Here is a 25,372-nt window from a genome sequence, read left to right as displayed (position 1 = left end):
GCCGTCACTCCACGAGCGCGACCGTGGTGATGCGGTGCAGCACGAAGCTGCGGACCGTGCCCGCGGCGGGGTCGAACGCCTCGAGCTGCCCCCCGCCGACGGCGACGGGATCGACGATGCGGTGAGTGGCGACGCCCTGCGCGTCGACGTAGCCGATCCGGACGCTGCGCTTGCCGTGCGCGGCGAGTTGCAGCAGCGCCATCGTCGCGGCACCGCCCGTGCGGGTGCCGTCGCCGCGGACGGTGGTGCCGCGCGGGGCGGCCGCGGCCCGGTCCCCGGCGCGCAGCGTGCGGATCAGGGTGTCGAGTTGCTCCCCGGTGGGCGGCGTCGGTCCGATGTAGCGGGGCCGTGCCCGCGGCACCGACACCCGGGCGCCTCGTGGCCGCAGGTCCAGCACCGCGCCGGTGGCGTCCTCGCCCGCGGGCGCGAAGCCCGCACCGCGCAGCTCGGCGAGCACCTCCGCCAGCGGCGCCTGCGACACCGCGACCGTCGGCGCGACGGCCCGCAGGGCGAGGTGGCCGGCGACGGGGTGACCGAGCACCTCGGCCAGCAGCGCCGGGTCGTCGGAGCGGACGAACGAGGCGGCGATCCCGGCGCGGAGCCGGCCGTGGCGGCGGGCGACGTCGTCGATCAGGTAGGTCAACGCCTGGGGGACGGGAGTGCGCGAATGCGTGGCGAACAGGGCGTGCAGCTCGGCGGCGCCGGTGCCCGCGTCCAGAGCGCGGCGCACGCCGGGCTCGCTCACCCGGTACACCGTGGCCGCGCCCGCCGACTCGACGTCGGCGACGAGGGCGATGCGGTCCGCGAGTTCGGGCACCAGGGGGCCGGGCGCCACCACCGTCAGGTCGGCCTGGACCAGCACGTAGTCGACCGGTTCCGGCAGGACCGCGGCCATCTCCGCCTCGGGGTCGCCGCCGTGCAGCAGCGCCTTGCCGGGCGAGGCGAGAGCCCCGTGCGCGACGACGGCCAGCGCCGTCGCCTCCCGCAGCGTCTCGGCCACCGTGTCGGCGCCGAGCCGGGCCGCCCACCGCGGCCGCCGCCAGGCCAGCACGGCTCGCGCCGCATCCGCGCCGGGCGCCGACCCGGGCACCTCGGCGAGCAGCTCGAGCAGCAGGCGCCGCTCGCGCGGTGCGGCGGTGGACTGGCACTCGTCGGACAGTGCGGCGATCGGCTTGTCCGTCGCGTCGCGGCGCCCGACGAGCCACGGACGTCGCGGCGCGTCGAGCCACGCGCCCGCGAGCACGGCCCAGCGCTGCGCGGGCGGCGCGTTCGACCAGCCGTCGGCGGCGGTGGTCGGCGCCCAGTAGTCGTCGATGTCCGTCGGGGGCGGCGGCTGGGGCACACCCCGCGAGATCAGGCCGGCCGCGGCGAGCACCTCGACGAGCAGCGCGGCGAGTTGCTCGTCGACGTCGACGGTCTTGGCGAGGCGGCGCAGTTCGCGCACTCCGAGTCCCCCGGACTTGAGCGCGGGGGCGGGCAGCGCGGCGAGCGCGTCGATCAGGTTCTCGCAGTGCCGCAGCAGTTCGAGGGCGGCGCCCGCAGCGGTGGCGTTGACCTCGGCGACGACGTGCGTCGCGGGCAGCGGCCGGGGCGGGGTGAGGGCGGCGGGGTCGAAGGGGGCCTCGCCGCGCAGCGCCTGACCGACCCGGTGCGGCAGCTCGACGGTCTCGTCGTCGAGCCGGATCAGCAGCCCGGCGGTGAGCAGGCGCTGCACGGGCCGGTCGGCGGGTGTGCCCGCCGCGGCGTCGCGGGTACGCCCGACGGGCGAGGTGCGCGCGAGGGTGTCGAGCAGGCTGCGCTGCGCCGGATCGAGGTCGGCGAGCAGGGCGCCGACCTCGGCCGGGCCCGGCAGCTGCTCGGGGTCGGGACTGCGGCCGATTCGCCACGGCACCGCCTCGGCCGCGGCCTTGACCAGCCGCAGCCCGTCGGCGGGACCCCACACGAGCGACAGGCGGCGCAGGCGGTCGAGGGACCGGTCGACGTTCTTGGCGGTGACGCGGCCGGACACGGAGTCGAGCAGCGCCCGGCGGGTCACCGGCTCCCGGTCGGCGCCCAGCCGGGTCAGCGCGTCGACCACACCGAAGTCGAGGACGGTGAGTTCGTCGGCGGCGCGGAACACCGAGGCACGTTGCTGCGCGCGGCCGGCCAGGACGGCCATCGTCGCGGGTGGCGGGACCACCAGGTCGGGGCGCGCGCGCAGCAGCTCGGCGAGGTCGGCGTCGCGGCGGTCGCTCAGCCAGCGCGCGAGCGACTCCGGCCCGGTCTCCGGCGCGGCGGGGTCGGTGGCGGTCATCGAGACCAGATTAGAGACCTGAAGTAGCTGTCCGTGAACCTGCCTGCCAAAATGAGCGCATGGCTGACAATTCGAAGAAGCAGTATGTCGATCCGGGGTGGCCCAAGGTGGCGGACGGGGACCACGCCGTCACCGAGTTGTCCTCGACTCGTTCCGGCCCGTTGTCCCCGTACGGCGAGGAGATGGAGTTCCCGTTGCCGGTCGACTCCCTGCCGTACACCCACCCCCGCACCGTCATCAACCGCTGATCGAAGCACGAAAGAGCCCCGCACCGGAACGGTGCGGGGCTCTTTCGTGCGTCTGTGCCGGGTATCAGTTCGGCAGGGCGGCGTTGACCGCGTCGACGAGGTTCTGGTCGACGGCGATGCCGGCCTGGCGCAGGGCGTCGAGGCCCTGTTCGAAGCCGGCCCGCAGGCCCTGGGCCTCCGCGGGCAGAGCGGGAAGCTCGGGCACCTCGGGGGCGGCCTCGACGACCGGGGTGTTCTGGACGGTGCCGGCGCTCGTGGACGGGGCGCTGCGCTGCGTCGGAGCGCTGCTCAGGCCGAGGCTCGAGGAGCAGGACGGCCACGCGCCCCAGCCCTGGCCGGCGAGCACGCGCTCGGCGACGGTGATCTGCTGCTCGCGGGTGGCCTGGTTGGCGGTCGCCGCGTACTCGCCGCCGCCGTAGGCGTTCCACGTGCTGGGGGAGAACTGCAGGCCACCCTGGTAGCCGTTGCCGGTGTTGATGCCCCAGTTGCCGCCGGACTCGCACTGCGCGAGGCGGTCCCAGTCGGAGTCGGGAGCGGCGTTGGCGGTGCCGCTGAAGGCGACGCCCGTGACGCCGAGAACCGCGCTGGTCAGCGCGAACTTGGCGACGGTGCGGCCGGTGTTGGTGGGTTTGCGATGGCGTCCGCTCATGTCGGTTCCGGTTCCTCTCCGTACGCGCCTACGAGGTCAGCTGTCGGGTTCGGGCTGAAGAGGTAGCCCGGCCTCCTCGCCGGTGGGCGATTCGGCTTCACCCCAAGGACCGTCGCCGTGGGCGGCGATCCGGGTGCCTCCTGGGAATCGGTGTTCCCTGGGAGACCGTTGGGTCCCCCGCTTCCTGCTCCCGTGGATCGTTCGTCGGGACACCCGGAATCCGCGGAGCAGGATTTGGCGCGACGGACCCGGGGTGGCCGAACCAACCGGCCGGAGACGACGGTAACGGCTCGAGGCGGGGATTGTCACCAATTGATAACGCCGAGCGCAGCGAGGGCGGCGCGTGAGTGGCGCGTGTGGCGGGATGAAGTCGCAGGTAGGGACCAAAGTCCATCGCCGGTGCCGGTTCGCGACCTCGCCGTTATGCCCGTGTTATGTGAGGAACGTCACATGTAACTCGGGCGGTTGTCCACCGGGACGATGTCCTTCCCGAGCGGCAGCAGCGAGATCGGCACCATCTTCAGGTTCGCGAGCGCCAGGGGGATGCCGATGATCGTGATCGCCATCGCGATCGCCGTCACGACGTGACCGAGGGCCAGCCAGATGCCGGCGACGACGACCCAGATCACGTTGCCGATCAGCGACCCGGCCCCCGCCGTGGGCTTGTCCACCACCGTCTTGCCGAACGGCCACAGCGCGTACATGCCGATGCGGAACGAGGCGATGCCGAACGGGATGGTGATGATCAGCACGAAGCAGATCAGGCCTGCCAGGAAGTACCCCAGCGCCAGCCACAGGCCGCCGAAGACCAGCCAGATGATGTTGAGCAGAATCCTCACGTGTGATCCCTTCCGCGGGAGCGCCGGCCGGAGCGCAGCGCGAAGGTCAATGCCAGCACGAAGCCGAGCGGCCAGGCGAGAGTCAGCAGATACAGCACCAGGCCCGGCCGGCCGTCGGTGACGGCGGGGGTCAGGAAGATCGCCACCACGGCGACGATCCCGACCAGGAAACATGCCAGCGCGGCCTTGAGCAGGCCGTTGCCCGGTGCGGAAGAACTGGAGGTGCCCACGGGTTCCACCGTAGTGCTTCCCCACCCGCCCGCGCCGCCGCCGGACTTTCGAAGGTGGACTCCGCCGCGGGTACACTGACGCATGTCTGCGCGTCCCGCACTCGAAGCGGGGCGCGTTGTTTTGCATATCCACTCGTGCCCACCGGGGCACGGCTGTCGAGGAGCGGGTGAACGCAGTGCCTACCGGCAAGGTGAAGTGGTACGACATGGAGAAGGGCTTCGGCTTCCTGTCCCAGGAGGAGGGCGAGGACGTCTATGTGCGTGCCTCCGCGCTCCCGGCCGGGGTCGAGGGCCTCAAGCCGGGTCAGCGGGTGGAGTTCGGCATGGCCGCGGGCCGTCGCGGACCGCAGGCGCTCAGCCTGAAACTGCTCGATCCGCTGCCGTCGGTGCGCCAGGGCGGGCGGCGTGAGGCGGCCCCCCAGAAGCGGCACACGCCCGACGAGCTGCACGGCATGGTCGAGGACATGATCAAGCTGCTCGAGGCCACCGTGCAGCCGGAGCTGCGCAAGGGCCGCCATCCCGAGCGCAAGACCGCCCAGCGGATCTCCGAGGTGATGCGGGCCGTCGCCCGCGAGCTCGACTCCTGACGCCCGGCGTCGGGCCGACCCGACGCGAGAGGGGCCTTCCGGGACAGCACCCGGAGGGCCCCTCTCGCATGCCGGACGGGGGTCAGAACGTCTGGATCGCCCACACCGGCGCCTGCTCCCCGGTGGCGGGAAGCTGCAGCACCACATTCAGCAACTGCGCGCCGGGGTCGGACGGCACCGTCACGGCCCGGGCCTGACCGGGCGTGTAGTCGCGGAACCCCTCGAAGATCTCGCCGGTGCGGGGATCACCGTAGGTGACGTTCAGCCGCCAGTCCGAGTCGGTGATCTCCGACGGCAACGACAGCTGCAGCGGCCGGCCCGCCGGCACCTCGAGCATCACGGCCTCGAGGCCGGCGCACGTGCCGTCGGCGCTGCACAGGCCGGGCTCGACCGTGACCGTACGGCCCTGCGCGTACGCCGTCACCGTGGGCACGCTCGGCGGTGCGGAACGGACGAGGGAGACCACGACCGCGGTGAGCCCGCCGATCGCGACCAGCGCCACGATCACCAGGATCGCGATCGTCTTCTTCGTCCGGGGCTGCAGTCTCATCACGTTCCGTTTCTCGTCGTACGTCCGCCTGGCCGCGGGATGCGACCGGTGGTCTCCTGGGTGGCGTGTTCCGGGCGTTTGCCACCGAAGCCCGGAACGACGGTGCCTCCACGGTAGGTGAGGATCGTCTGCGTCAGACCGAGGGCCAGCACGACGGTGACCACGGTGAACCCGAGCCAGTACTCGGTCGGCAGCAGGACCCCCAGGGCCCCGCCGAACACCCAGCTCAGCTGCAGCACCGTCTCCGAGCGACCGAACCCGGACGCGATGGACTCCTCCGGCAGGTCCTGCTGCAGCGACGCGTCCAGCGACACCTTCGCCAGCGCGCTCGCGCAGGATCCCACCAGCGCCACGAGGGCCGCCGTGATCAGGTTGCCGGTCGCGGCGGCCAGCGCCGCCATCACCGTCACGGCCGCGGTGCACCGCACCACGATCAGCGCGGGACGGCCCAGCGTGAGCCGCGCGCCGGTCGCGTTGCCGGTGAAGTTGCCGATGGCGGCGGCCGCGCCGACCAGACCCAGCATCCCCGCCTGGACCAGGGGCTCGTGCTCGGTCTTCGACTTGGCGACGAACGCGATGAACAAGGTCAGGAAGCCGGTCAGCACCCGGATCGTGCCGTTGCCCCACAAACCGGTGAGCACGGCCCGCCCCAGCGGCTGCCGACGGCTCTTCGCGCCGCCGGCGCGCGCGGGCGTCGCAATCACTTCGGTGCGGGTCCCGGTGACCTCGGTGCGGGCCTCGGCGCCGTGATACGACAGCGTGGCCGGCACCTCGCCCTCGGTGACCTCGACCCACGACGGGATCCGCATGCTCAGGTACGCGCCGAACGCCGTGATGACGGCGCACAGCCACAGTGCGCCGGACGATCCGAACAGCCAGGCCGCGGCGGCGGCGACGGCCCCGGCGCCCATCGTGCCGCCCACCAGGCCGAACACCGTGAGCCGGGAGTTCACCCGGACCAGATCGATCTCGGGCGGCAGCACCCGCGGCGTCACCGCCGATTTGAGCACCGCGAACGATTTGGACAGCACCATCATCGCCAGCGCGGCGGGGTACAGCCCCCAGCTGTCGAAGTTGAACACCAGCACCACGGCGAGCACGGTGCGCGCGGCGAACGACGTGGCCAGCGCCAGCCGGCGACCGTGCTGCAACCGGTCGAGCAACGGACCGATCAGCGGGGCGATCACCGCGAACGGGGCGATCGTGATGAGCAGATACAGGGCGACCTTGGTCTTGTCCTCGCCCGTGGCCGCCGAGAAGAACAGGGTGTTGGCCAGGGCCACGGCGACCGCCGCGTCGCTCGCGAAGTTCGCCATCGTCGCGTAGGTCAGGGCCGTGAGGCCCGAGCGGTCCGCACCGTCCGCGGTGGCGGCCCGGCGGAACGTCGCGATGCCCTTGCTCGTGAGCTCACGGCTGCGCAGCGCCGCGACGCGGGTGACCGTCAGTTTCCGCGGCATCCGTGGGGCCCGCGGGGCGCCGGCGCGCTCCTCGCGGGAGAAGTCGTCGCCCCGGTACCTGCGGGCGTCCTCGACCGGGTGCAGCGGCGGCAGGGGGGTACGTCGCGCAGACGTGCGCCGCGGCGGCGGATAGTTGCCGTTGCCGGGGTGCGGGGCCCGGGCCGACCGGCGGGGACGACCGCCGACGTCGGCGCCACGGCCCGCGTCGTCGTGTGCGCGTTCCTCGTCCGAATCGGTCACGGCACAATTCTGTCGCACCGGGCGGATCGGTGTTCGGTGGCGTGCCCCACCTGCGGCGCGATCACGGCACGAACCGCACCTCGAACACCGACGGCCAGTACTTGCCGGTGACGAGGAAGCGATCGGTACCGGGCAGGTGCGCGATTCCGTTGAGCACGTCGATACGCTCGCGCTGCCCGTCGGTGAGCTGCTCGCGCAGCGCCCCGGCGTCCACCACGGCGGTCACCCGGCCCTCGTCCGGGTCGATGCGCAGGATCTCGTCGGTCTTCCACACGTTGGCGTACACGGCACCGTCGTCGGTGCATTCGAGTTCGTTGAGGCGGGTGACGGCGCGGCCCTCGCGCAGGACCGTCACCCGGCCCGTCTCCGCGAAGGTCCCGGGGTGCCGGAACGTCAGCTCCGCGGTGCCGTCGCTCATCACCAGCCGGTCGTCCTGGGCGCACAACCCCCAGCCCTCCCCGTCGTAGCCGGCGCGGCCGCGTTCGGCCAGGGTGTCCCGGTCGCGGGCGACCGCGACCCCGTCACGCCACGTCAGCTGCCACACCGTGGTGCCGGCGACGGTGATGCCCTCGCCGAACATGCCGTCCGGCACCGGCACCCGGACCCGTTCGGCGCCGGTGGCCAGCGACCGCGCCGCGATCCACGACCGGCCGGACAGGCCGGTGCCCTCGAGCAACTCGTCGCCGGACACCTCGAGGCCCTGCGTGAACGCGGCGGGATCGTGCGGATGCACGGCCACGACCTCGGCCCGCAGGCGCTCGGGCGGCGGACCCGGATCCGCCGGGGCGGAATCGCACGCGGCTGCCGCGACGCAGGCGGCGACCGCGGCCGCGACGGAGAGCGGACGGCGGCGCATGCCCACATGATGGCAGCCGAGGGTCGCGGTGGCGGTTCCGTGCGGCAGAATGGGGTCCGTGAGTGGTGTGCCTTCCTCAGTTGCGTCCGGCTCCGCGTCCGCCTCTACCGAACAGCTCGTGCAGCCTCTGCTGGCCGACGCCGTCGACGTCGCGCGGGCCGCGCTGCTGGACGCGGGCGAGACCGGCGTCGGCGCGTACCTCGGCGTCGCGGCCGAGGACGACTGCGCTGCCACCCACCGGTTCGCCGCGGAACTGCCCGGGTACCGGGGCTGGCAGTGGGCCGTCGTCGTCGCCGCCGCACCCGGCTCGGACCGGGTGACGGTGAGCGAGCTGGCGCTGCTGCCCGGACCGGACGCGCTCGTCGCGCCGCGGTGGGTGCCGTGGAACGAGCGGATCCGGCCCGGCGACCTCGGTCCCGGCGACCTGCTCGCGCCCCCGGCGGGGGATCCGCGCCTCGTGCCCGGCTACGTCGCCACCGGCGACCCCGAGATCGACGAGACGGCCCTCGAGATCGGCCTCGGCCGCACGCAGGTCATGAGCCTCGAGGGCCGCCTCGAGGCAGCCCAGCGCTGGTACGACGGCGACTACGGCCCCGACTCGGAGATGGCCAAGGCCGCGCCCTCGACGTGTCGGCTGTGCGGGTTCTACCTTCCCCTCGCGGGTTCCCTGCGGGCAGCGTTCGGGGTGTGCGGCAACGAGTTCGCCGCCGACGGCCACGTGGTGCACTCGGCGTACGGGTGCGGCGCCCACTCGGACACCACCCTGCCGACCGGCGCGGGCTCCCCGGTCCACGAGGCGTACGACGACTCCGCTGTGGAGGTCGTCGCCCTGCCGCCGGCCGAGGCGGGTGCGGAGGCGCACGCCCCGGCGGACGCGGAAGGCACGGTCCCGGAGGCCTCGGAGGAGACCGGGTCCGGGAGCGCCGGGGACACGGAGAGCACCGAGAGCACCGAGAGCACCGAGAACACCGAGAGCACCGAGGACACGACTGCCGAGCCGGCCGCGGTCGCGCCGCCGGAACAGACCGACTGAGGATGCCGCGCCCCGACCCCGCCGACCCCTTCGGGACCGCGGCGCTGCGCGAGGGCACCCTGCTGGCCTGGGCGTCGTCCCCGACGCGGCTGCGGGAGGATGCCGCCACCGAGGCCGATCTCGTCCGGGCCGGCTACCGGGACCGGGTGCTCACCGAACTCGCGCAGAACGCCGCCGACGCGGCCGCGCGCGCGGGCGTGCCGGGCGCGCTGTGCCTGTGGCGCGACGGCGACGACCTGCACGTCGCGAACACCGGCGCGCCGCTCGACGAAGCCGGCGTGCAGGCGCTGACGGCGCTGCGGGCGTCGAGCAAGACCGGCGGGGTCGGCCGGTTCGGGGTCGGCTTCACCGCCGCGGCCGCGGTGAGCGAGGACATCGAGATCCGTTCGCGGTCCGGCTCGATCCGCTTCTCCGCCGCGCACACCCGGGACGCGCTGGCCGACCGCGGCGTGCCCGCCCCGGAGTCCGGCATCCCGGTGCTGCGTCTCGCGTGGCCCGCGTCCATGCCGCCGGCGCCCGGCTGGGACACCGAGGTGGTGCTGCGGCTGCGTCCCGGGATCGACGCGGAGACGCTGCTCGACGGGTTCGCCGCGGAGGCCGTCGACCTGCTCCTCGAGCTGCCCGCACTGGCCGCCGTCACGGTGGGCGGCCGCGAGCTCACCCGCACCTGCACCGAAGCCGAGTCCGGACTGCGCGTCGTCGCCGTCGGCGAGCGGACCTGGTGGGAGTACGCCGGGCCCCACGCCCGCTGGCTCGTTCCCGTCGTGGACGGGGTGGCGGTGCCGGTGCCGCAGGACGTGCTGCGGGCTCCCACCCGCTCCGACGAGGAACTCTCGTTGCCCGCGCTGGTGATCGCCGACGTGCCGATGCAGCCCGACCGGCGCCGCCTGCTCCCCGGCGCCCCGGTGGCCGGCCTCGCGCGCGGCTACGCCGGCTTCGTCGCGGCGCTGCCGCCGCGGCAGCGGCCGGCGATGGTTCCGGTTCCCGGCTTCGCGCGCAGCGAGGTCGACGCGCTGCTGCGTGAGGCCGTGCTGCAGGAGTTGCGCGCGCATCCGTGGCTGCCCCCGGCCGGCGGTGGCGACGATCTGGTCCCGGACCGGGCCACCGCGCTGACCGGTCTCACCGACGAGCTCGCCGCCGTCCTCGCCGACGTCGTGCCCGGCCTGATCCGGCCCGATCTGTGCGGGCCGCGGTACGCTGCGGCGCTCGGCGCCGTCGACGTGCACCGCCTCGGGCCGGCGCGGATCGCCGAGCTGCTCGCCGGGGTCGAGCGCGAGCCTGCGTGGTGGTACCGGCTGTACGAGGCGCTCACCCCGCTGGTCGTCGACTCGGTGGTGGCCGAGGAACTCGCCGCGATCCCGGTGCCGCTGTCGGACGGCCGCACCGTCACCGGGCCGCGGACCGCCGTGCTGGGCACGGACGTCGGGCATCTGCGCATGCCGTGGGTGCGCCTCGTGCACCCCGACGCCGCGCATCCCCTGCTCACCCGGCTCGGCGCCGGCACGGTCACGGCGGTGGATCTGCTCGCGGACCCGGCGCTGCTCGCGGCGGTCGAGGACGTCGACGTCGACGACCACGAGGCGACGGCCGAGCTCGCCGAGGTCGTGCTCCGGCTGGCGGCGCAGGTACCGGCCGAAGCGGTGCCCCGGGAGCTGGGGGCGCTGCTCCTGCCCGATGCCGACGGCGAACTCGTGCCCGCCGACGAGCTGTTGCTGCCGGGGGCGCCCCTCGCGGATGTGCTGGTCGAGGACGCGCCCTTCGCCATCCTCGATCCGCAGGTGGCGGAGCAGTACGACGCCGAGGCGCTGCGGGCCGTCGGCGTCGGATGGGGTTTCACGGTGCTGCGTGCCGAGCTGCCCACCGGTCCCGATCACGACCTGCCCGACGAGGAGCAGTGGTGGGGAACCCTCGACGAGGATCCCGAGTCGCTCGTGGCGGTGCGCGACCTCGACCTCGTCGACGACGCCCGCTGGGATCGGGCCCTGTCGCTCCTCGTCGCCGAACCCGGCACGGCTGCGGCCCTCGGCGACCGGCGCGGCTACACCGCCTGGTGGCTGCGCACCTACGCGTCGCTGGGCGGCCGGACCCTCGGGCACCTGCGCGCCCCCGACGACGAGGCATTCGCCGGTCTGCTCGACCCCTGCCCGCACCCGGACGCGGACCGTCTGCGGCCGTGCCTGGCCGCGACGGGCGTCGAGAGCACGGAGACGGCCGCGCTGCTTCTCGACCGCCTCGCCGACCCCGACCGCACCCCCGCCCCGGCCGTCACCGCCCGCGCCCACGCCGCCCTGGCCGCGGCGAGTGCCGCCGGCATGCTCGACCTCGACGCCCTGCACCTGCCCGACGCCGTCCGCAGCCTCGCCGGGTCGATCGTCGACGCGGCGGACGCGCTGGTGCTGGACCGGCCGTGGCTCGCCGCCGTGGTGCCCGCCGACCGGCTCGTGCTCGGCGCCCTGCCGACCGCAGCGGTCCTCGCCGACCTCCTCGACGTCGCCCTCGCCTCGGCCGAGGTGTCCGGACACGTCACCGGCCCGGGCCGCGCGACCGGGTGGCGGAACGAGCCCGCCGCGGTGCTCGCGGCGGCCGTCGCGCAGCGGCCGTTGCCGCGCGGACCCCTCGTCGTGCACGAGCGACTGACCGTGCGCTGCTCCGGCGCGGTCACCGGCGAGCGCGACGTCTCGTGGTGGGTCGACGAGAGCGGTACGACGCACTGCACCGGCCCGGGACTGGCCGCCGCCGTCGCGGCGCTCTCGCCGCCGGAGCCACGATGAGCATCGACACGACGACCCTCGACGGCGTGGTGGAGCTCCGCGAACCCGCGCTGACCGCCGTCGTCACCGCCGTCACCCACACCGGCGGTACCGTCGCCGTCGCCGTGGTCACGACGGCGCTGACGATGCTCATGCTGCGCGCGGGCCGTCGCGACGATGCGCTGCTCCTGTCCGCGACGATCCTGACGGGCTGGCCGTTGATGAGCCTGCTCAAGCTGCAGTTCGGGCGGGAGCGCCCGCCGCAGCCCGCGCGCCTCGTCGAGCTGACCACCCACTCGTTCCCCTCCGGGCACGCCATGATGACCGCGATGCTGGCGACGGTGCTCGCCGTCGTGATCGCCCGGCAGTCGCCGCCCGGCAGCCGCCGGGCGCTCGTGGCGTACTGCGCCCTGGGCGCCTACACGCTCGCGGTCGGGCTCTCGCGGGTCTATCTCGCGGCCCACTGGCTGACCGACGTCGTCGCCGGGTGGCTGCTGGGGTCGTTGTGGGCGCTGCTGTGGGTGGGGTTGATCACGCGGGTGCGGGCCCGGCTGTGACCGCGGCCGTGGGGCCGGGCGGCGTGGGACCCGCTCGTCAGTCCAGTCCGACCTGCGCGCCGCGCCGACCCAGCCGGGCGGCCCGGCGCTGCACGAGGTAGACGGCGAATCCCAAGAGCCCCACGATGATTCCCGCTACGCACACGGGCAGGGCGGCCGGCCACCGGTCGCCCGTGGCAAGTACGACGATCGTCGCCACCGTCCACAGTGCCGTGCCGATCGCCAGCGCGGGACGGGGATCGGCGAGGCGCCGTATCCGCTCGGCAACCGTTTGCGCGTCGTTCACGATTTCAGGCTAGTCCAGCCCGATTGCAATAATCTCCCGTTGCGACGCAGCCCCCATCCCAGAGCGGAAGTCGATATGGCCCAATCCTCAGAGCGGAAGTCCGGCACGGCGGTCGGCACCTCGTTCCTCGACACCTACTTCAAGATCACCGAACGGGGATCGACGGTCTCGCGGGAGGTGCGCGGCGGCGTCGTCACGTTCGTCGCGATGGCCTACATCGTGGTGCTCAATCCGCTGATCCTGGGCAGCTTCTCCCCGGACGACGCCTCGGCCAAGGTCGACGTGCTCGGCAACATTCTGCCCATCAACCAGGTCGCCGCCGTCACCGCGCTGGTGGCCGGACTGATGAGCATCGTCTTCGGCGTCGTCGCCAACTATCCGTTCGCCATCGCGGCCGGCCTGGGTATCAACACCCTGCTGGCGGTCACCATCGCACCCCAGGTCACCTGGCCCGAAGCGATGGGCCTCGTGGTGATCGACGGCATCATCATCGTGGTCCTCGCCCTCACCGGCTTCCGCACCGCCGTGTTCAACGCGATCCCGCCCGAGCTGAAGGCGGCCATCGCGGCCGGCATCGGTGCGTTCATCGCCCTGATCGGCATGGTCGACGCCGGATTCGTGCGCCGCCTGCCGGACGCGGCCGGCACCACCGTCCCCGTCGGGCTGGGCATCGACGGCTCGATCGCGTCGTGGCCGACCGCCGTGTTCGTGTTCGGTGTGCTGCTCATGGGTGTGCTCATCGTGCGCCGGGTGCCCGGCGGGCTGCTGATCGGCATCGTCGTGACCACGGTGGTCGCCGCGATCGTCGAGGCGGTCGCCGGGGTCGGGCCGTCGCAGGGCACCAACCCGAAGGGCTGGAATCTGAGCACGCCGGAGGTGCCGGACACGGTGGCCGGCGTGCCGGATCTGAGCCTGGTGGGCAACGTCGACCTCTTCGGCGCGTTCACCCGGATCGGCGTGATCGCCGCGACGCTGCTCGTGTTCACCCTCGTCCTCGCCAACTTCTTCGACGCGATGGGCACGATGACCGGCCTCGGTAAGGAGGCCGGTCTCGCCGACAAGGACGGCAACCTGCCCGGTATCGGCCGTGCCCTCGTCGTCGAGGGCACCGGGGCCATCGCCGGCGGCGTGGGATCCGCGTCGTCGAACACGGTGTTCGTCGAGTCCGCCTCCGGCATCGCCGAGGGTGCGCGCACCGGCCTGGCGAACGTGGTGACCGGCGTGCTGTTCCTCGCCGCGATGTTCCTCACCCCGCTCTACGAGATGGTGCCCGTCGAGGCCGCCGCCCCGGCCCTCGTGGTGGTGGGTGCCCTGATGATCGGGCAGGTCCGCGACATCGACTTCACGCAGTTCGCCGTCGCGTTGCCGGCGTTCCTCACGATCGTCGTCATGCCGTTCACGTACTCGATCGCCAACGGGATCGGCGTCGGCTTCATCACGTGGGTGGTCCTGCACGCGGCGGCCGGGAAGGCGCGGGCGGTGCACCCGCTGCTGTGGGTGGTGGCGGGCTTGTTCGTCGCCTACTTCGCGGTGGACCCGATCACCGAACTGCTCACCTGACACACGGCGCGATGTGTCCGGTCGGTCCCGTATTGTGCACGCCATGACATCGGAACATCGCACGCTCGCCGGCGACCTCTCGTTGGCAGTTGTGCGCCTGACGCGCCATTTGCGGGGGCGGCGCTCCGATTCCCGGGTTTCCCTGACTCAGCTGTCGGCAATGACCACGCTGAGGCAGGAGGGAGCGATGACCCCCGGCGCGCTGGCCGCGCGCGAGAAGGTTCAGCCGCCGTCCATGACGCGGGTGATCGCATCGCTCGACGAGCTCGGGCTCGTCGAGCGGACTCCGCATCCCACGGACGGCCGGCAGGTCATCGTCTCGCTCTCGGATGCGGGCCTGGCACTGCTGGTCGACGAGCAGCAGGCCCGCGAGGCGTGGCTGACCGAACGGCTGGCCACGCTGGACGAGGACCACCTCGCCACGTTGCAGGACGCCGTGGGCATCATCAACAAGCTGGTCAGCGAAGCGGAGTGAGCCGGTCCGGGCCCGTAGGGACGAGTCTGCGCCCGGACGGCACGGGGTAGCGCGGAGCGAGAACCCGCCGACGAGACTCCGGTGCGACCTGGGAGAATCGACGGCGTGGTTCACGTCATCGACATCTTGGATCCCGCCGACCCCCGGCTGGACGACTTCCGAGACCTCAACTCGTCGGATCGCCGGCCGGACCTGCCCGCGGGCAAGGGCCTGGTGATCGCGGAGGGCGTGCTCGTCGTGCAGCGGATGCTCGATTCGCGGTTCGCGCCGGGCGGCCTGCTCGGGGTGGATCGCCGTCTCGGTGAACTCGCCGACGACCTGCGCGACGTCGACGTGCCGTTCTACCGCACCTCGGCCGAGGTGATGGCCGAGGTCGTCGGCTTCCATCTCAACCGCGGGGTACTCGCCGCGGCGCACCGGCCGCCGGCGCTCGACCTCGACGACGTCCTCGAGAAGGCCACCACCGTCGCGGTGCTCGAGGGCGTGAACGACCACGAGAACCTCGGCTCGATGTTCCGCAACGCCGCCGGCCTGGGCGTCGATGCCGTCCTGTTCGGCAAGGGCTGCGCCGACCCGCTGTACCGGCGGGCGGTGCGGGTGTCGATGGGGCACGTGCTGCGGGTTCCGTTCGCCCACGTCGAGCGGTGGCCGTACGACCTGGACCGGTTGCGGGCGCGGGACTTCCAGCTCATCTCGCTCACGCCGAATCCCGAGGCCGTGCCGCTGGCCGAGGCCATGACGGGGGAGAAGGTCGCCCTGCTCCTCGGCGCCGAGGGCCCGGGGCTGACCGAGCACGCGATGCGCGCGACGGACGTGCGGGCACGCATTCCGATGGCGCCGGGCACCGACTCGCTCAACGTCGCCACGGCCGCGGCGATGGCGTTCTACGAGCGGGTACGGCTCCCGCGGTGATCGCACCCCTGCGCGCCCCGTCGACGCCGTGGTCGACGGGGCTGACGCTGACGGGCTTCGCCCTCGTCGTCACCGTCGTCACGATCGTCGCGTTCGGGCTCGAGCTCGGGCGCGTGCACCCCCTGCTCGCGGTGATCGTCAACCTCGTCGCCGCGGCCGGGATCGCCCCGACCCTGTGGTGGTGGCGGCGGGTGCCGCTGTGGCGGTGGATCGTCGCAGGTGTCGCGGCCGGAGTTCCGGTCGGCTGGATCGTGCTGCTCGGCGTGACGACGTTCTGAGCGGCTCCGCAGCCGCGCGCGACACCGGACGGACCGGCTGGCTATTCGGCGTGCGGGTGACCGGACAGCGCGCGACCGCGTGCGGAGGTCCGTCGCGGCCACCACCACCGTCGCGCGGGCGGGCGGGCCGGCTCGTCGCGTGCGGTGGGCGGTCGCTCGCCCTCGCGGTACACCTCGAAGCCCCACACCTCGATCTCGTGGGGGTCGAGCTCGCCGCCGGCGCGGCCCGTGTAGCGGAACCCGAGCCACGCGGAGTTGGCGGCCTCGGCGAACCGGCGGGGGTGGAACGGCAGCGCCTGCGGATCGGGCAGCACGTCCAGCGGCCAGCGGATGGGGAACTCCCCACCCCAGAACGGCCGCTCCCACACGAACGGCAGGCCGTCGTCCTCGGCGATGTCGACGGGCGTGGCGTCGAACGCCCGTCGCAGCATGCCGCGCCGCCAGGCCCCGACGGCGCCGCGGGCCCCGGTGGGGTCCGACACGACGAGGTAGGTGTTTTCGGAAGCGACGGTGCGCCTCCAGCTTTCGGGTAGCTGCGACGGACGCGTGGCCGCGAGGTCCGGGCTGCACACCACCGTCACCCCGGGGAAGCTGCCCACGTAGACCCGGCCGGGGTCACCGGCCGCGGCCTGCGCGAGCGGCACCCGGTCCAGCGGCTCGGACGACATCCCGGGGTGCAGCCGCCCGACGAGTGCGTGGGCCGTCTTCCGGTCGGCCCGCGCGGCGCGCAGCACCGCACCGGGGTCGGGGGCGTCGACGTACCAGATGGTCGACACGGCCGCCGCCACCATCGGTGGGCCCGAACCTCAGACGCGCCCGTTGCTGCGCACGCCGAGCAGCACGTCGTCCCACGAGGGGAGGGCGGGCTTGCCCCGCTTGTCCTTGCCCGGGCTCTGCTGCGGCGCCAGCTTCGGCCGGTCCTCCTCCGCGTCGGGCTCGGGCAGGCTCGACGCCATGGGCCGGACCTCCTCGACCTCCGCGTCGATCACCGCGGGCGGCGGATCGAGGGTGATCGCCTCGGCGACGACGTCCTCCCGGTCGGGCCCGTCGTTGTCTCCGCTGTCGTCGACGTCGCGCGCCGTGTACACCGGCGTGAGGCAGCGCAGCGGCCGCCCGCAGTCCGGGTCGATCAGCTCGGTGGCGGTGTCGTCGAGCGGGAGGATCGTGCCGCCGTGCGCATCGGGCTGGTAGCGCCAGTGCGCGGTGTTGGTGGACCGGCCGGCGGCCCACTGCAGCTGAGCCACCCAGTGGCCCTCGTCGTCGCGCCACGCGTCCCACGTGGCGGCGTCGATGCTGTGCCCTCGCGCCCGGAACGCCTGGGCGACGATCTCGGCGAGGGTGTGCACGGCCGGGCCGTCCGGGCGCACCGGATGTCCCTGCTGGGCCATCTCGGCCGCGCGGGAGCGTTCGAGCAGCACCGGGTAGGCGAACCGCTCCACCTTCGCGAGCGGGATCCCGGCCTCCTCGGCGACCTGCTCGACGGACGCGCCGGAGCGGATGCGGGCCTGGATCTCGCGGGGGCGCAGCTGGCTGGTGGTCTCGATCTGGATCTGCCCGAGGCGGGCGAGGTCACCGCGGGAGGCGGCGCGGAGCGTGTCGTCGATCGGGATGCGGAATCTGTCGCCGTTTTCGGGATCGGCAAGCACGACGTGCGTTCCGTCGGGCTCGAGGCCGACCACTCGAAGCTCTCGCACCATGACCTCCTCGCGGGGAATCGCGATTGACCCGCCCGACTGTAACGGACTCGTGACCCCTGCGGAGCAGGACACGCCGACACGCCGGGGGACCCTGTGGCACGAATCCGTCGACGTGGCGCTATTGTCCAAGGTTTCCCCGAAAGTCTCTACTACTCGTCGAGAGTTTGGGAGGTGTGCGAGACGGCGAGCGGGGCCGGACCCGACCCGGATCCGACCCCGCCCCGAACGGTTGCGCTACCGCCCTACATCTGCGAGACCACCCAGTCGACGCACTTGGTCAGCTGGGTGACGTCCTCGGGGTCGATGGCCGGGAACATGCCGATGCGCAGCTGGTTGCGGCCCAGCTTGCGGTACGGCTCGGTGTCGACGATCCCGTTGGCGCGCAGGATCTTTGCGACCTTCGCGGCATCCACCGAGTCGGCGAAGTCGACGGTGCCGACCACCTGCGAGCGCAGCGCCGGATCGGCGACGAACGGGGTGGCGTACTCGGAGGCCTCGGCCCACTCGTACAGCCGCGACGACGAGTCCTTGGTGCGGGCGGTGGTCCACTCCAGGCCGCCGTTGCCGTTCATCCATTCGATCTGGTCGGCCAGCAGCAGCAGCGTGCCCACCGCCGGGGTGTTGTACGTCTGATCCTTGGTGCTGTTGTCGACGGCGATCGGCAGCGACAGGAACTCGGGGGTGAAGCGGCCCGAGGCCTTGATCTCGTCCACCCGCTCGAGCGCGGCCGGGCTCATCAGCGCGATCCACAGGCCGCCGTCGGCGGCGAAGCACTTCTGCGGCGCGAAGTAGTAGACGTCGAAGTCCTCCGCGGCGACGGGCAGACCGCCGGCACCGGACGTCGCGTCGATGGCGATGAGGGCGTTCCCGGAGCCGGCCGGGCGGGTGACGGGCACCGCGACACCGGTCGAGGTCTCGTTGTGGGCCCAGCCGATGAGGTCGGCCGAGCCGTCGGCGACGATCTCCGGTGCGGTGCCCGGCGCGCTGTCCACGACGATCGGGTCACCGATCAACGGGTTCTTCTTGGCGACCGTGGCGAACTTCGACGAGAACTCGCCGTAGGTGAAGTGCTGCGACTTCTCGCGGATCAGGCCGAACGCGGCCGCGTCCCAGAACGCGGTGGTGCCGCCGTTGCCCAGCACCACCTCGTAACCGTCGGGCAGGGAGAACAGCTCGCGCAGACCCGAGCGGATGCGGGCGACGACGTCCTTGACGGGCTTCTGCCGGTGGCTGGTACCGAACACCGAGGCACCGACCTCGACCAGGGACTGCAGCTGCTCGGGGCGAACCTTGGAGGGGCCGCAGCCGAAGCGGCCGTCTGCGGGCTTGAGGTCGGCGGGAATGATCGGTGTAGCGTCAGCCATCGGTATGCGTGTCCTAAACGTCGAGGAACGAGTGCACCGGTAGTCTAGACGGCCCCCGTCGGGCGGCCGGACGGACGGGCGCCCGGCGCAGGGGCCGTCCGCCCGGCTCGCGGGTCAGTTGTGGGTGATGGAGTCCCAGCCCTCGACGCTCTCGGGGCTGCGCGGGTCCGGGCCGGTGTAGATCGCGGCCGGGCGCACCAGCTTGCCCAGGCGCTTCTGCTCGAGGATGTGCGCGCACCAGCCGGCGGTGCGGCCGCAGGTGAACATCGCCGGCATCATCGCGGCCGGGACCTCGGCGAAGTCGAGGATCACCGCGGCCCAGAACTCGACGTTGGTCTCGATGGCGCGATCGGGGCGACGCTCGCGCAGCTCGGCGAGGGCGGCCTGTTCGAGCGCCGCGGCGACCTCGTAGCGCGGGGCGTTCAGCCGCTTGGCGGTGTCGCGCAGCACCCGCGCCCGCGGGTCCTCGGCGCGGTAGACGCGGTGGCCGAAGCCCATCAGCTTGTCCTTGCGGTCGAGGATGCCCTTGACCAGCGCGCGGGCATCGCCGGTGCGCTCGGTCTCCTCGATCATCGGCAGCACGCGGGCGGGGGCGCCGCCGTGCAGCGGGCCGGACATCGCGCCGACCGCACCGGACAGCGCGGCGGCGACGTCGGCGCCGGTGGAGGCGATGACGCGGGCGGTGAAGGTGGAGGCGTTCATGCCGTGCTCGGCCGCCGAGACCCAGTACGCGTCGATCGCGGCGACGTGCGCCGGGTCGGGCTCACCCTTCCACCGCACCATGAACCGCTCGGTGACGGTCGCGGCCTCGTCGATGCGCTTCTGCGGCACGGCGGGCTGGTAGATGCCGCGCGCGGACTGCGCGACGTAGGACAGTGCCATCACGGCGGCGCGGGCGAGATTCTCGCGGGCGGTGGCGTCGTCGATGTCGAGGAGCGGCTCGAAGCCCCAGATCGGGGCGAGCATCGCCAGGCCGGCCTGGACGTCGACGCGGACGTCGCCGGTGTGGATCGGCAGCGGGAACGGCTCGGCCGGGGGCAGGCCCTGGCCGAACTTCCCGTCGACCAGCAGCGCCCACACGTCCCCGAACGTCACCCCGCGCGTGACGAGGTCCTCGATGTCGACGCCGCGGTAGCGCAGCGAACCGCCGTCCTTGTCGGGTTCGGCGATATCACTGGTGAAGGCGACCACGCCTTCGAGGCCGGCGACGAAATCCTCGGGTACAGACGCGCGCGATGCCATGACGGTTGGGCTCTCCTCGTTCGGTGCAACCCGGTCCGGGCAGCACTGCCGGTGAAGCGGGACTCGGCGGATGTGATCGGCGCCCCACTCCGTTCGTCGGTGCGACTGTAGTCCCCCGGACTGGACGCTCAGCGATGGGATACCCAGGAGTAGCGTCGAGCATCGTGTCCACCGATCCACAGCCCGGCGCCGAGAGCGCCGAGGGACTGCCTCCGGGTGCGGCCGAGCACGCCGACCTGGCCTCGATGCGTGTCGACTACACCCCCGCCGGCCCGCAGGGCGCCTCCGCCGCCGACGAGGATCTCGAGCCCGAGTGGCTCGCCGACGGGTGGCTGCCGCTGCTGCGCCGCTGGCTCGTCGACGCCGCCGCGGCCGGGCTGCCCGAGCCGAACGCGATGGTGCTCGGCACCGTCGACGAGCACGGGCGGCCCGTCACCCGCACCGTGCTGTGCAAGGGCGTCGACGCGGACGGGGTCACCTTCTTCACCAACTACGACTCCGACAAGGGCCGGCAGCTCGCCGCGACGCCCTACGCGTCGGCCACGTTCACCTGGATCCCGATCTTCCGCCAGGTCACCGTGCGCGGACCCGTCGAGCGGGTCGGCGAGCACGAGACCACCGAGTACTGGCACTCCCGGCCCCGCGGCTCCCGACTCGGCGCGTGGGCGTCGCAGCAGTCCCGGCCGATCGAGTCGCGGGCCGCGCTCGAGCACGCCCTCATCGAGGTCGCGGAGCGCTACGGCATGGACGCCGAGATCCCGGTGCCGCCGCACTGGGGTGGGCTGCGGATCCGTCCCGAGTCGGCCGAGTTCTGGCAGGGCCGCCCCAACCGCCTGCACAACCGGGTCCGGACCCGGCTGGTCGACGGGCGGTGGATCACCGAGCGTCTGCAGCCGTGAGGCGACTGCTCGCCGACACCACACCGCTCGAGAATCGCGACTACCGCCGGTTGTGGACCGCCGGCATCGTCACGGTCATCGGTGCCCAGCTCAGCGTGGTCGCCGTGCCGCAACAGATCTACGAGATCACCCGCAACTCCGCGTACGTGGGCCTGACCGGCGTGTTCGCCCTCGTGCCGCTCGTGGTGTTCGGGCTGTGGGGCGGGGCCCTGGCCGACGTGATGGACCGGCGCCGGTTGCTCACGCTCACCACCGTGGGCATGGGGGTGACGTCGCTGCTGCTGTGGGCGCAGGCCGCCGCGGGCCTCGGGAACGTGTGGCTGGTGCTGGTGCTGCTGTCGCTGCAGCAGGCCTGCTTCGCGGTCAACCAGCCGACGCGCGGCGCCGTGATCCCGCGACTCATCCCGAAGGGCCAACTGGCGGCGGCCAATTCGTTGAACATGACGGTGATGCAGTTCGGCGCCATCGCCGGGCCGCTGCTCGCGGGCGCCCTGATCCCCGTGCTCGGCCTGCCCACCCTGTACCTGATCGACACCGTCGCGCTGCTCGCGACGCTGTGGGCGGTGCTCGCGCTGCCGCCGATCCCGCCGACCGGGCAGGCCCGGCGGGCGGGCCTGCGCGAGGTGCTCGACGGGTTCCGCTACCTGTCCACACAGAAGATCCTGCTCGCCTCGTTCGTCGTCGACATCGTCGCGATGGTGTTCGGCATGCCGCGGGCACTGTTCCCGCAGATCGCCCACGATTCGTTCGGGGATCCCGCGCAGGGCGGGCTCGCGCTCGGCCTGCTGTTCGCGGCGATGTCGGTCGGCGCGGTGCTCGGCGGCGTGTTCTCGGGGTGGTTGCCGCGGGTGCGCCGGCAGGGCCTGGCAGTGATCGTGTGCATCGTCGCCTGGGGCCTGGCGATGATCGGCTTCGGCGTCGCGGTGGGCGCGGCCGAACCGGGCGGCACCGCGGTGTGGCTGTGGATCGCGCTGGCGTTCCTGGCGTTCGGCGGCGCGGTCGACATGGTCTCGGCGGCGTTCCGCTCGACGATGCTGCAGTCCGTCGCCACCGACGAGATGCGCGGCCGGCTACAGGGCGTGTTCATCGTCGTTGTCGCCGGCGGACCCCGCATCGGCGACGTCCTGCACGGCGGCGCGGCCGCGCTGGTGGGCACCGCGATCGCCGCGGCGGGCGGGGGAGTGCTCGTCGTGGTCGGTGTGCTGGTGTGCGTGCTCGCCTTCCCCGCGTTCGTGCGGTACCGGGTCGACCGCACGATCCGCTGATCGGTTACCTCCAGGGATCCTCGCGCCGCCACACCTGCGGCAGGTGCAGGCGTACGCCGTCGCGTTCGGCGAGCCCGCCGAGGACCCGCATGGTGACGTCGAGATCGTCGCCGGCGTAGGGCAGCGCGCGCAGCGGCCGGTCGAGCGGGCGGAAGAAGTCGTCCCAGTGCACGAGCACCGCCCGCCGCGCGCCGACCGTGCCGACGGTCTCCGCCCAGTAGGTGCGGATGTACTCCTCGCTCTGCACGCCGAGTTGGCCGACGCCGAGATAGACGACGTCGGCGCGCCGGCCGGCCAGCGCCCGGGGCCGGAATCCGGCGCTGCCCTGGATCAGCAGGGTACGGCCGTCGGCGTGCGCGACGAACGTCGACCACGCCTCGCCGCACCGATACGCCGCAGCCCGTGCGGGCGGGACCACGGGCGCGTCGATCGTGCCCGGGTATCGGTCGGGCGGACAGTGCTCCGACGCGACGAGCGTGACGGTGAACCCGCCGAACCGCAGCGGCTCACCGGGGGTGGCGACGACGATCCGCTCCGGTGGAAGGCCGTGCCCGCGCCCGACGTTCGCGGTGGACTCGCCGCCGACGAGTACCGCACCCGTCCGCTCGGCGACGACCGCGGAATCGAGCACGTGATCGAAGTGGCTGTGGACGGGCAGCACGGCCGCGAGCCGGGACGCGCCGGCGCGGGCCAGGCACGCGTCGATCCGGGCCGGGTCGGGTGCGAGCCGGCCCAGCGCGACGGCGCCGAGGCCCGGCCGGGTGAAGAAGCCGTCGGTGAGCAGCGCGTCGGTGCCGTCGTCGACGAGCAGGGTGGAAACGCCGAGGAACGTCACGGCCGGGCGGGACGCCGCCGTCGCTGCGGGGACGTCGAACCGGTCGGCGTAGGCGGCGAGGTCCGGGCGGCCGAGGCGCAGTCGCATCCGGTCATCGTAGGCGCGGGAATCACTCGTGCGGCGCCGGACGACGCAGCTCGGTGACCGCGATGCGGGCGGCCTCGGCGATCGCGGCGTCGACGACCGGCAGTACCGGGTCCACGCGCGCGGCCCGGGTGAAGACCGCCACCGCGACGGGCTGTTCGTGCGGGAACTCGACGACGGCGACCTCGTTGCGGATCACGCCGACGGTGCCGGTCTTGCCCGCCACCGACACGCCGCGGTGCGGCGCGCGCACCGAGGCGACGGTGCCGCCGCCGGGGCCGGAGGCCGGCGCTCGGTTCGCCCGGCTCGACGCGGTGCTCGCCGACCTCGAGGAGCGTCGCCGGGTCCGGCTCGGCGTGCTCGCCCACGATCCGGGGCGCGGGCTGACGTACGCCCGCCGGGCCGACGACCGGTTCGCAATGTGCTCGACGTTCAAGGTGTACGCGGCCGCCGCGATCCTGCGGCTCGAATCGCAGGGCAGTCTGCGGCTCGACGACACGGTTCCGGTCGATCCTGCGGACATCGTCGAGAATTCGCCCGTCACCTCCGAGGCGCAGGGCCGGACCCTGACGCTGGCGCAACTGTGCGACGCCGCCCTGACCCGCAGCGACAACACCGCCGGCAACCTCCTGCTGCGGCGGCCGGGCGGGCCCACCGCCGTGACCGCCTTCGCCCGGTCGCTCGGCGACACCGCCACGACCCTCGACCGCTGGGAGCCCGAGCTCAACAGCGCCGAGCCCGGCGACGTGCGCGACACCTCCACCGCGTCCGGTCTCGCGCGCGGCTACCGGGAGCTGCTGCTCGGGTCCGGCCTGCCCGCGGCGGGACAGCAGACCCTGACGGACTGGATGCGGGCGAGTGTCACCTCCGGGCAGCGCATCCGGGCGGGGCTGCCGGCCGGCTGGACCGCGGCCGACAAATCCGGGGCCGGCCGGTACGGCACCGTGAACGACGCCGGGGTGCTGTGGTCCCCGGACGGTTCGCCGCTCGTGCTCGTGCTCCTCAGCGACTCGGTCACCGGGTTGCCGGACGCCACGCACGACAACGCCGCGATCGCCGAGGCCACAGCCGTGATCGTCGAATCCCTGACCCGCTGAGTCCGTCCGCGGGACACTGGGCCCATGTCCGATCCGAAGAACTACCGGATCCGAGGGGGCGGGTACCGCGCGGAGGTCTCCAGCTCGGGGGCGGCCCTGCGGGTGCTCGAGCACGAATCGGCGACCGGGCCGTACCGGCTGACGGAGAGCTGGCCGGAGAACGAGCGGCCCCCGCTGCGCTCCGGCACGGTGCTCGCCCCGTGGCCGAACCGCATCCGGGACGGGCACTTCTACTTCGACGGCATCGAGCATCAGCTCGCGCTCACCGAACCCGAACGCGGCAACGCGGTGCACGGGTTCGCCTGGCATCGAGACTGGGTTCTGGTTTCCCACAACGATTCTCGCATCGAGCAGGCGCTGGATGTGGGGCTGCACAAGGGGTGGCCGTACCAGCTGCGGCTCACCGCGACCCACGAGGTGGGCGACGACGGGCTCACCGTCACGCACACCGCCACCAACGTGGGCGGCTACCACTCGCCGTTCGGGCTCGGGGTGCATCCCTACGTGCGTGCGGGCGACGCCCCGCTCGACGAGTGCACGCTGCGCCTGGCCGCCGGCACCCGGCTGCCGCTCGACCCCGGGCGCGGACTGCCGAACGCGTACTCCCAGCCGGTCGAGGGCACCGAGTTCGACTTCACCGCGCCGCGGCCGCTGCGCGGGAGCGAGCTCGAGGCCCCCTACAGCGCGCTGGACGTGGACGTGGACGGCCGGGCCCGGCACGACCTGCGGGGCCCGGACGGCAGGGGCGTGCAACTGTGGGCCGGGCGCGAGTTCGCCTGGCTGCAGGTGTTCACCGCCGGTGCCGTCCCCGAGCTCGAATATCCGGGGCGGGGGCGGGCCCTGGCGCTCGAGCCGATGACGTGTCCGCCGGACGCCTTCAATCTCGGCATCGATCTCGTCGTGCTGCAGCCCGGGGAGACGTGGACGGGCCGGTGGGGCCTGACCGCCCTGCCGGCCGCCTGACCGGTTCCCGCACCGCCGGTGCACCGGCGGTGCGGACACGCCGACGGGCGCTCACCGCGACGGCGCAGGGAACGTGATATGCAATATCGACGCAGGTGAGCGCCGTTGCGGGGGGCACGACCGACG

The 25,372-nt window shown here is 73.3% G+C and carries 26 protein-coding genes, 1 pseudogene and 1 riboswitch; of the genes and pseudogenes, 13 read left to right on the top strand and 14 right to left on the bottom strand.

Annotation, left to right across the window (positions count from 1 at the left end):
* Nucleotides 1–4 precede the first annotated feature (4 nt).
* Nucleotides 5–2,293 (bottom strand): helicase-associated domain-containing protein, encoded by a 2,289-nt coding sequence (locus tag OCS65_RS22905; RefSeq protein WP_065922943.1) that lies wholly within the window; start codon nt 2,291–2,293, stop codon nt 5–7.
* Nucleotides 2,294–2,352: 59 nt separating this feature from the next.
* Here OCS65_RS22905 and OCS65_RS22900 point away from each other — a divergent pair, with 59 nt between their 5' ends.
* Complete coding sequence (locus tag OCS65_RS22900; protein ID WP_006936172.1) at nt 2,353–2,541, top strand: hypothetical protein; 189 nt, start codon at nt 2,353–2,355, stop codon at nt 2,539–2,541.
* A 64-nt stretch (nt 2,542–2,605) separates the two neighbouring features.
* On the opposite strand, the gene OCS65_RS22895 is transcribed toward OCS65_RS22900, so the two are convergent.
* From OCS65_RS22895 to OCS65_RS22885, 3 genes are all read right to left on the bottom strand, one after another.
* A complete protein-coding gene (locus OCS65_RS22895; protein WP_006936171.1) occupies nt 2,606–3,190 on the bottom strand; it encodes a resuscitation-promoting factor Rpf1 domain-containing protein in 585 nt (194 codons plus the stop codon).
* A 9-nt stretch (nt 3,191–3,199) separates the two neighbouring features.
* Nucleotides 3,200–3,425, bottom strand: a riboswitch (cyclic di-AMP (ydaO/yuaA leader).
* A 211-nt stretch (nt 3,426–3,636) separates the two neighbouring features.
* On the bottom strand, nt 3,637–4,029 hold the full coding sequence (locus OCS65_RS22890) for a YccF domain-containing protein (RefSeq protein WP_006936165.1): 393 nt from the start codon (nt 4,027–4,029) through the stop codon (nt 3,637–3,639).
* A complete protein-coding gene (locus tag OCS65_RS22885; protein ID WP_065922942.1) occupies nt 4,026–4,268 on the bottom strand; it encodes a hypothetical protein in 243 nt (80 codons plus the stop codon). Before OCS65_RS22885 ends, OCS65_RS22890 begins: the two co-directional genes overlap by 4 nt.
* A gap of 167 nt (nt 4,269–4,435) precedes the next feature.
* Here OCS65_RS22885 and OCS65_RS22880 point away from each other — a divergent pair, with 167 nt between their 5' ends.
* Nucleotides 4,436–4,846 (top strand): cold-shock protein, encoded by a 411-nt coding sequence (locus OCS65_RS22880; protein ID WP_029541805.1) that lies wholly within the window; start codon nt 4,436–4,438, stop codon nt 4,844–4,846.
* 82 nt (nt 4,847–4,928) lie between these two features.
* Here OCS65_RS22880 and OCS65_RS22875 read toward each other — a convergent pair whose 3' ends face one another.
* The 3 genes from OCS65_RS22875 to OCS65_RS22865 all read right to left on the bottom strand — a co-directional run bounded on the left by OCS65_RS22875 (nt 4,929) and on the right by OCS65_RS22865 (nt 7,949).
* A complete protein-coding gene (locus OCS65_RS22875) occupies nt 4,929–5,396 on the bottom strand; it encodes a DUF2771 family protein (RefSeq protein WP_006936161.1) in 468 nt (155 codons plus the stop codon).
* Nucleotides 5,396–7,093, bottom strand: coding sequence for an MFS transporter (locus tag OCS65_RS22870; protein WP_029541807.1), 1,698 nt, complete (start codon nt 7,091–7,093; stop codon nt 5,396–5,398). The genes OCS65_RS22875 and OCS65_RS22870 overlap by 1 nt, the downstream gene beginning before the upstream one ends.
* 61 nt (nt 7,094–7,154) lie before the next feature.
* The gene (locus OCS65_RS22865) at nt 7,155–7,949 is read right to left on the bottom strand and encodes a glutaminyl-peptide cyclotransferase (protein WP_065923527.1); all 795 of its coding nucleotides are present in this window, start codon (nt 7,947–7,949) and stop codon (nt 7,155–7,157) included.
* A gap of 49 nt (nt 7,950–7,998) precedes the next feature.
* Here OCS65_RS22865 and OCS65_RS22860 point away from each other — a divergent pair, with 49 nt between their 5' ends.
* From OCS65_RS22860 to OCS65_RS22850, 3 genes are read left to right on the top strand one after another with little or no spacing between them, the layout of a single operon-like run.
* Nucleotides 7,999–8,982: a DUF3027 domain-containing protein gene (locus OCS65_RS22860; protein ID WP_065922941.1), complete on the top strand. Its 984-nt coding sequence runs from the start codon at nt 7,999–8,001 to the stop codon at nt 8,980–8,982.
* 2 nt (nt 8,983–8,984) lie between these two features.
* Complete coding sequence (locus OCS65_RS22855; RefSeq protein WP_065922940.1) at nt 8,985–11,753, top strand: sacsin N-terminal ATP-binding-like domain-containing protein; 2,769 nt, start codon at nt 8,985–8,987, stop codon at nt 11,751–11,753.
* Entirely contained in the window at nt 11,750–12,289 is a 540-nt protein-coding gene (locus OCS65_RS22850; RefSeq protein WP_006936149.1) for a phosphatase PAP2 family protein, read from the top strand. Before OCS65_RS22855 ends, OCS65_RS22850 begins: the two co-directional genes overlap by 4 nt.
* Nucleotides 12,290–12,326: 37 nt before the next feature.
* Here the strand turns inward: OCS65_RS22850 and OCS65_RS22845 are convergent, their stop codons facing one another.
* A complete protein-coding gene (locus OCS65_RS22845; protein ID WP_065922939.1) occupies nt 12,327–12,575 on the bottom strand; it encodes a DUF2530 domain-containing protein in 249 nt (82 codons plus the stop codon).
* 75 nt (nt 12,576–12,650) lie between these two features.
* On the opposite strand from OCS65_RS22845, the gene OCS65_RS22840 reads away from it, so the two are divergent.
* From OCS65_RS22840 to OCS65_RS22825, 4 genes are all read left to right on the top strand, one after another.
* A complete protein-coding gene (locus tag OCS65_RS22840; protein WP_006936143.1) occupies nt 12,651–14,135 on the top strand; it encodes an NCS2 family permease in 1,485 nt (494 codons plus the stop codon).
* Nucleotides 14,136–14,178: 43 nt separating this feature from the next.
* Nucleotides 14,179–14,610, top strand: a complete 432-nt coding sequence (locus OCS65_RS22835) for an Rv0880 family HTH-type transcriptional regulator (protein WP_029541818.1) — start codon at nt 14,179–14,181, stop codon at nt 14,608–14,610.
* A 105-nt stretch (nt 14,611–14,715) separates the two neighbouring features.
* On the top strand, nt 14,716–15,522 hold the full coding sequence (locus OCS65_RS22830; protein ID WP_065922938.1) for a TrmH family RNA methyltransferase: 807 nt from the start codon (nt 14,716–14,718) through the stop codon (nt 15,520–15,522).
* On the top strand, nt 15,519–15,800 hold the full coding sequence (locus tag OCS65_RS22825) for a DUF2537 domain-containing protein (RefSeq protein ID WP_065922937.1): 282 nt from the start codon (nt 15,519–15,521) through the stop codon (nt 15,798–15,800). Before OCS65_RS22830 ends, OCS65_RS22825 begins: the two co-directional genes overlap by 4 nt.
* 41 nt (nt 15,801–15,841) lie before the next feature.
* On the opposite strand, the gene OCS65_RS22820 is transcribed toward OCS65_RS22825, so the two are convergent.
* The 4 genes from OCS65_RS22820 to OCS65_RS22805 all read right to left on the bottom strand — a co-directional run bounded on the left by OCS65_RS22820 (nt 15,842) and on the right by OCS65_RS22805 (nt 20,103).
* Nucleotides 15,842–16,591, bottom strand: a complete 750-nt coding sequence (locus OCS65_RS22820) for a DUF6928 family protein (RefSeq protein ID WP_420833215.1) — start codon at nt 16,589–16,591, stop codon at nt 15,842–15,844.
* Between the two features lie 15 nt (nt 16,592–16,606).
* Complete coding sequence (gene sepH / locus OCS65_RS22815; protein ID WP_006936128.1) at nt 16,607–17,494, bottom strand: septation protein SepH; 888 nt, start codon at nt 17,492–17,494, stop codon at nt 16,607–16,609.
* Between the two features lie 245 nt (nt 17,495–17,739).
* Nucleotides 17,740–18,861, bottom strand: a complete 1,122-nt coding sequence (serC, locus tag OCS65_RS22810; RefSeq protein WP_029541824.1) for a phosphoserine transaminase — start codon at nt 18,859–18,861, stop codon at nt 17,740–17,742.
* Between the two features lie 114 nt (nt 18,862–18,975).
* Nucleotides 18,976–20,103: a citrate synthase 2 gene (locus OCS65_RS22805; protein WP_006936122.1), complete on the bottom strand. Its 1,128-nt coding sequence runs from the start codon at nt 20,101–20,103 to the stop codon at nt 18,976–18,978.
* Between the two features lie 245 nt (nt 20,104–20,348).
* On the opposite strand from OCS65_RS22805, the gene pdxH reads away from it, so the two are divergent.
* Nucleotides 20,349–21,002: a pyridoxamine 5'-phosphate oxidase gene (gene pdxH / locus OCS65_RS22800; protein WP_029541828.1), complete on the top strand. Its 654-nt coding sequence runs from the start codon at nt 20,349–20,351 to the stop codon at nt 21,000–21,002.
* The gene (locus OCS65_RS22795) at nt 20,999–22,267 is read left to right on the top strand and encodes an MFS transporter (RefSeq protein WP_006936119.1); all 1,269 of its coding nucleotides are present in this window, start codon (nt 20,999–21,001) and stop codon (nt 22,265–22,267) included. Before pdxH ends, OCS65_RS22795 begins: the two co-directional genes overlap by 4 nt.
* Before the next feature lie 4 nt (nt 22,268–22,271).
* Here OCS65_RS22795 and OCS65_RS22790 read toward each other — a convergent pair whose 3' ends face one another.
* Together OCS65_RS22790 and OCS65_RS22785 are read right to left on the bottom strand one after the other, a co-directional pair.
* Nucleotides 22,272–23,189, bottom strand: a complete 918-nt coding sequence (locus tag OCS65_RS22790) for an MBL fold metallo-hydrolase (protein WP_006936116.1) — start codon at nt 23,187–23,189, stop codon at nt 22,272–22,274.
* A 22-nt stretch (nt 23,190–23,211) separates the two neighbouring features.
* A pseudogene (locus OCS65_RS22785) lies at nt 23,212–23,430 on the bottom strand (serine hydrolase); the annotation flags it as partial.
* Here OCS65_RS22785 and bla point away from each other — a divergent pair.
* Nucleotides 23,393–24,283: a class A beta-lactamase gene (gene bla, locus OCS65_RS22780; RefSeq protein ID WP_373566464.1), complete on the top strand. Its 891-nt coding sequence runs from the start codon at nt 23,393–23,395 to the stop codon at nt 24,281–24,283. The pseudogene OCS65_RS22785 and the gene bla overlap by 38 nt on opposite strands.
* A gap of 24 nt (nt 24,284–24,307) precedes the next feature.
* Nucleotides 24,308–25,246 (top strand): aldose 1-epimerase family protein, encoded by a 939-nt coding sequence (locus OCS65_RS22775; protein WP_263507698.1) that lies wholly within the window; start codon nt 24,308–24,310, stop codon nt 25,244–25,246.
* Nucleotides 25,247–25,372 lie beyond the last annotated feature (126 nt).

It is taken from the genome of Rhodococcus aetherivorans, assembly GCF_025722975.1.
GTDB lineage: Bacteria > Actinomycetota > Actinomycetes > Mycobacteriales > Mycobacteriaceae > Rhodococcus > Rhodococcus aetherivorans.
The sequence above is the reverse complement of the archived record's forward strand: the minus strand, read 5'-3'. Positions and strand labels throughout refer to the sequence as shown.

Coding starts and splice junctions, on each gene's coding strand:
- OCS65_RS22905 (WP_065922943.1), bottom strand. CDS start 2,293: ATGACCGCCACCGACCCCGCCGCGCCGGAGACCGGGCCGGAGTCGCTC.
- OCS65_RS22900 (WP_006936172.1), top strand. CDS start 2,353: ATGGCTGACAATTCGAAGAAGCAGTATGTCGATCCGGGGTGGCCCAAG.
- OCS65_RS22895 (WP_006936171.1), bottom strand. CDS start 3,190: ATGAGCGGACGCCATCGCAAACCCACCAACACCGGCCGCACCGTCGCC.
- OCS65_RS22875 (WP_006936161.1), bottom strand. CDS start 5,396: ATGAGACTGCAGCCCCGGACGAAGAAGACGATCGCGATCCTGGTGATC.
- OCS65_RS22865 (WP_065923527.1), bottom strand. CDS start 7,949: ATGCGCCGCCGTCCGCTCTCCGTCGCGGCCGCGGTCGCCGCCTGCGTC.
- OCS65_RS22860 (WP_065922941.1), top strand. CDS start 7,999: ATGGGGTCCGTGAGTGGTGTGCCTTCCTCAGTTGCGTCCGGCTCCGCG.
- OCS65_RS22855 (WP_065922940.1), top strand. CDS start 8,985: ATGCCGCGCCCCGACCCCGCCGACCCCTTCGGGACCGCGGCGCTGCGC.
- OCS65_RS22850 (WP_006936149.1), top strand. CDS start 11,750: ATGAGCATCGACACGACGACCCTCGACGGCGTGGTGGAGCTCCGCGAA.
- OCS65_RS22840 (WP_006936143.1), top strand. CDS start 12,651: ATGGCCCAATCCTCAGAGCGGAAGTCCGGCACGGCGGTCGGCACCTCG.
- OCS65_RS22835 (WP_029541818.1), top strand. CDS start 14,179: ATGACATCGGAACATCGCACGCTCGCCGGCGACCTCTCGTTGGCAGTT.
- OCS65_RS22820 (WP_420833215.1), bottom strand. CDS start 16,591: ATGGTGGCGGCGGCCGTGTCGACCATCTGGTACGTCGACGCCCCCGAC.
- serC (WP_029541824.1), bottom strand. CDS start 18,861: ATGGCTGACGCTACACCGATCATTCCCGCCGACCTCAAGCCCGCAGAC.
- OCS65_RS22805 (WP_006936122.1), bottom strand. CDS start 20,103: ATGGCATCGCGCGCGTCTGTACCCGAGGATTTCGTCGCCGGCCTCGAA.
- pdxH (WP_029541828.1), top strand. CDS start 20,349: ATGCGTGTCGACTACACCCCCGCCGGCCCGCAGGGCGCCTCCGCCGCC.
- OCS65_RS22790 (WP_006936116.1), bottom strand. CDS start 23,189: ATGCGACTGCGCCTCGGCCGCCCGGACCTCGCCGCCTACGCCGACCGG.
- OCS65_RS22775 (WP_263507698.1), top strand. CDS start 24,308: ATGTCCGATCCGAAGAACTACCGGATCCGAGGGGGCGGGTACCGCGCG.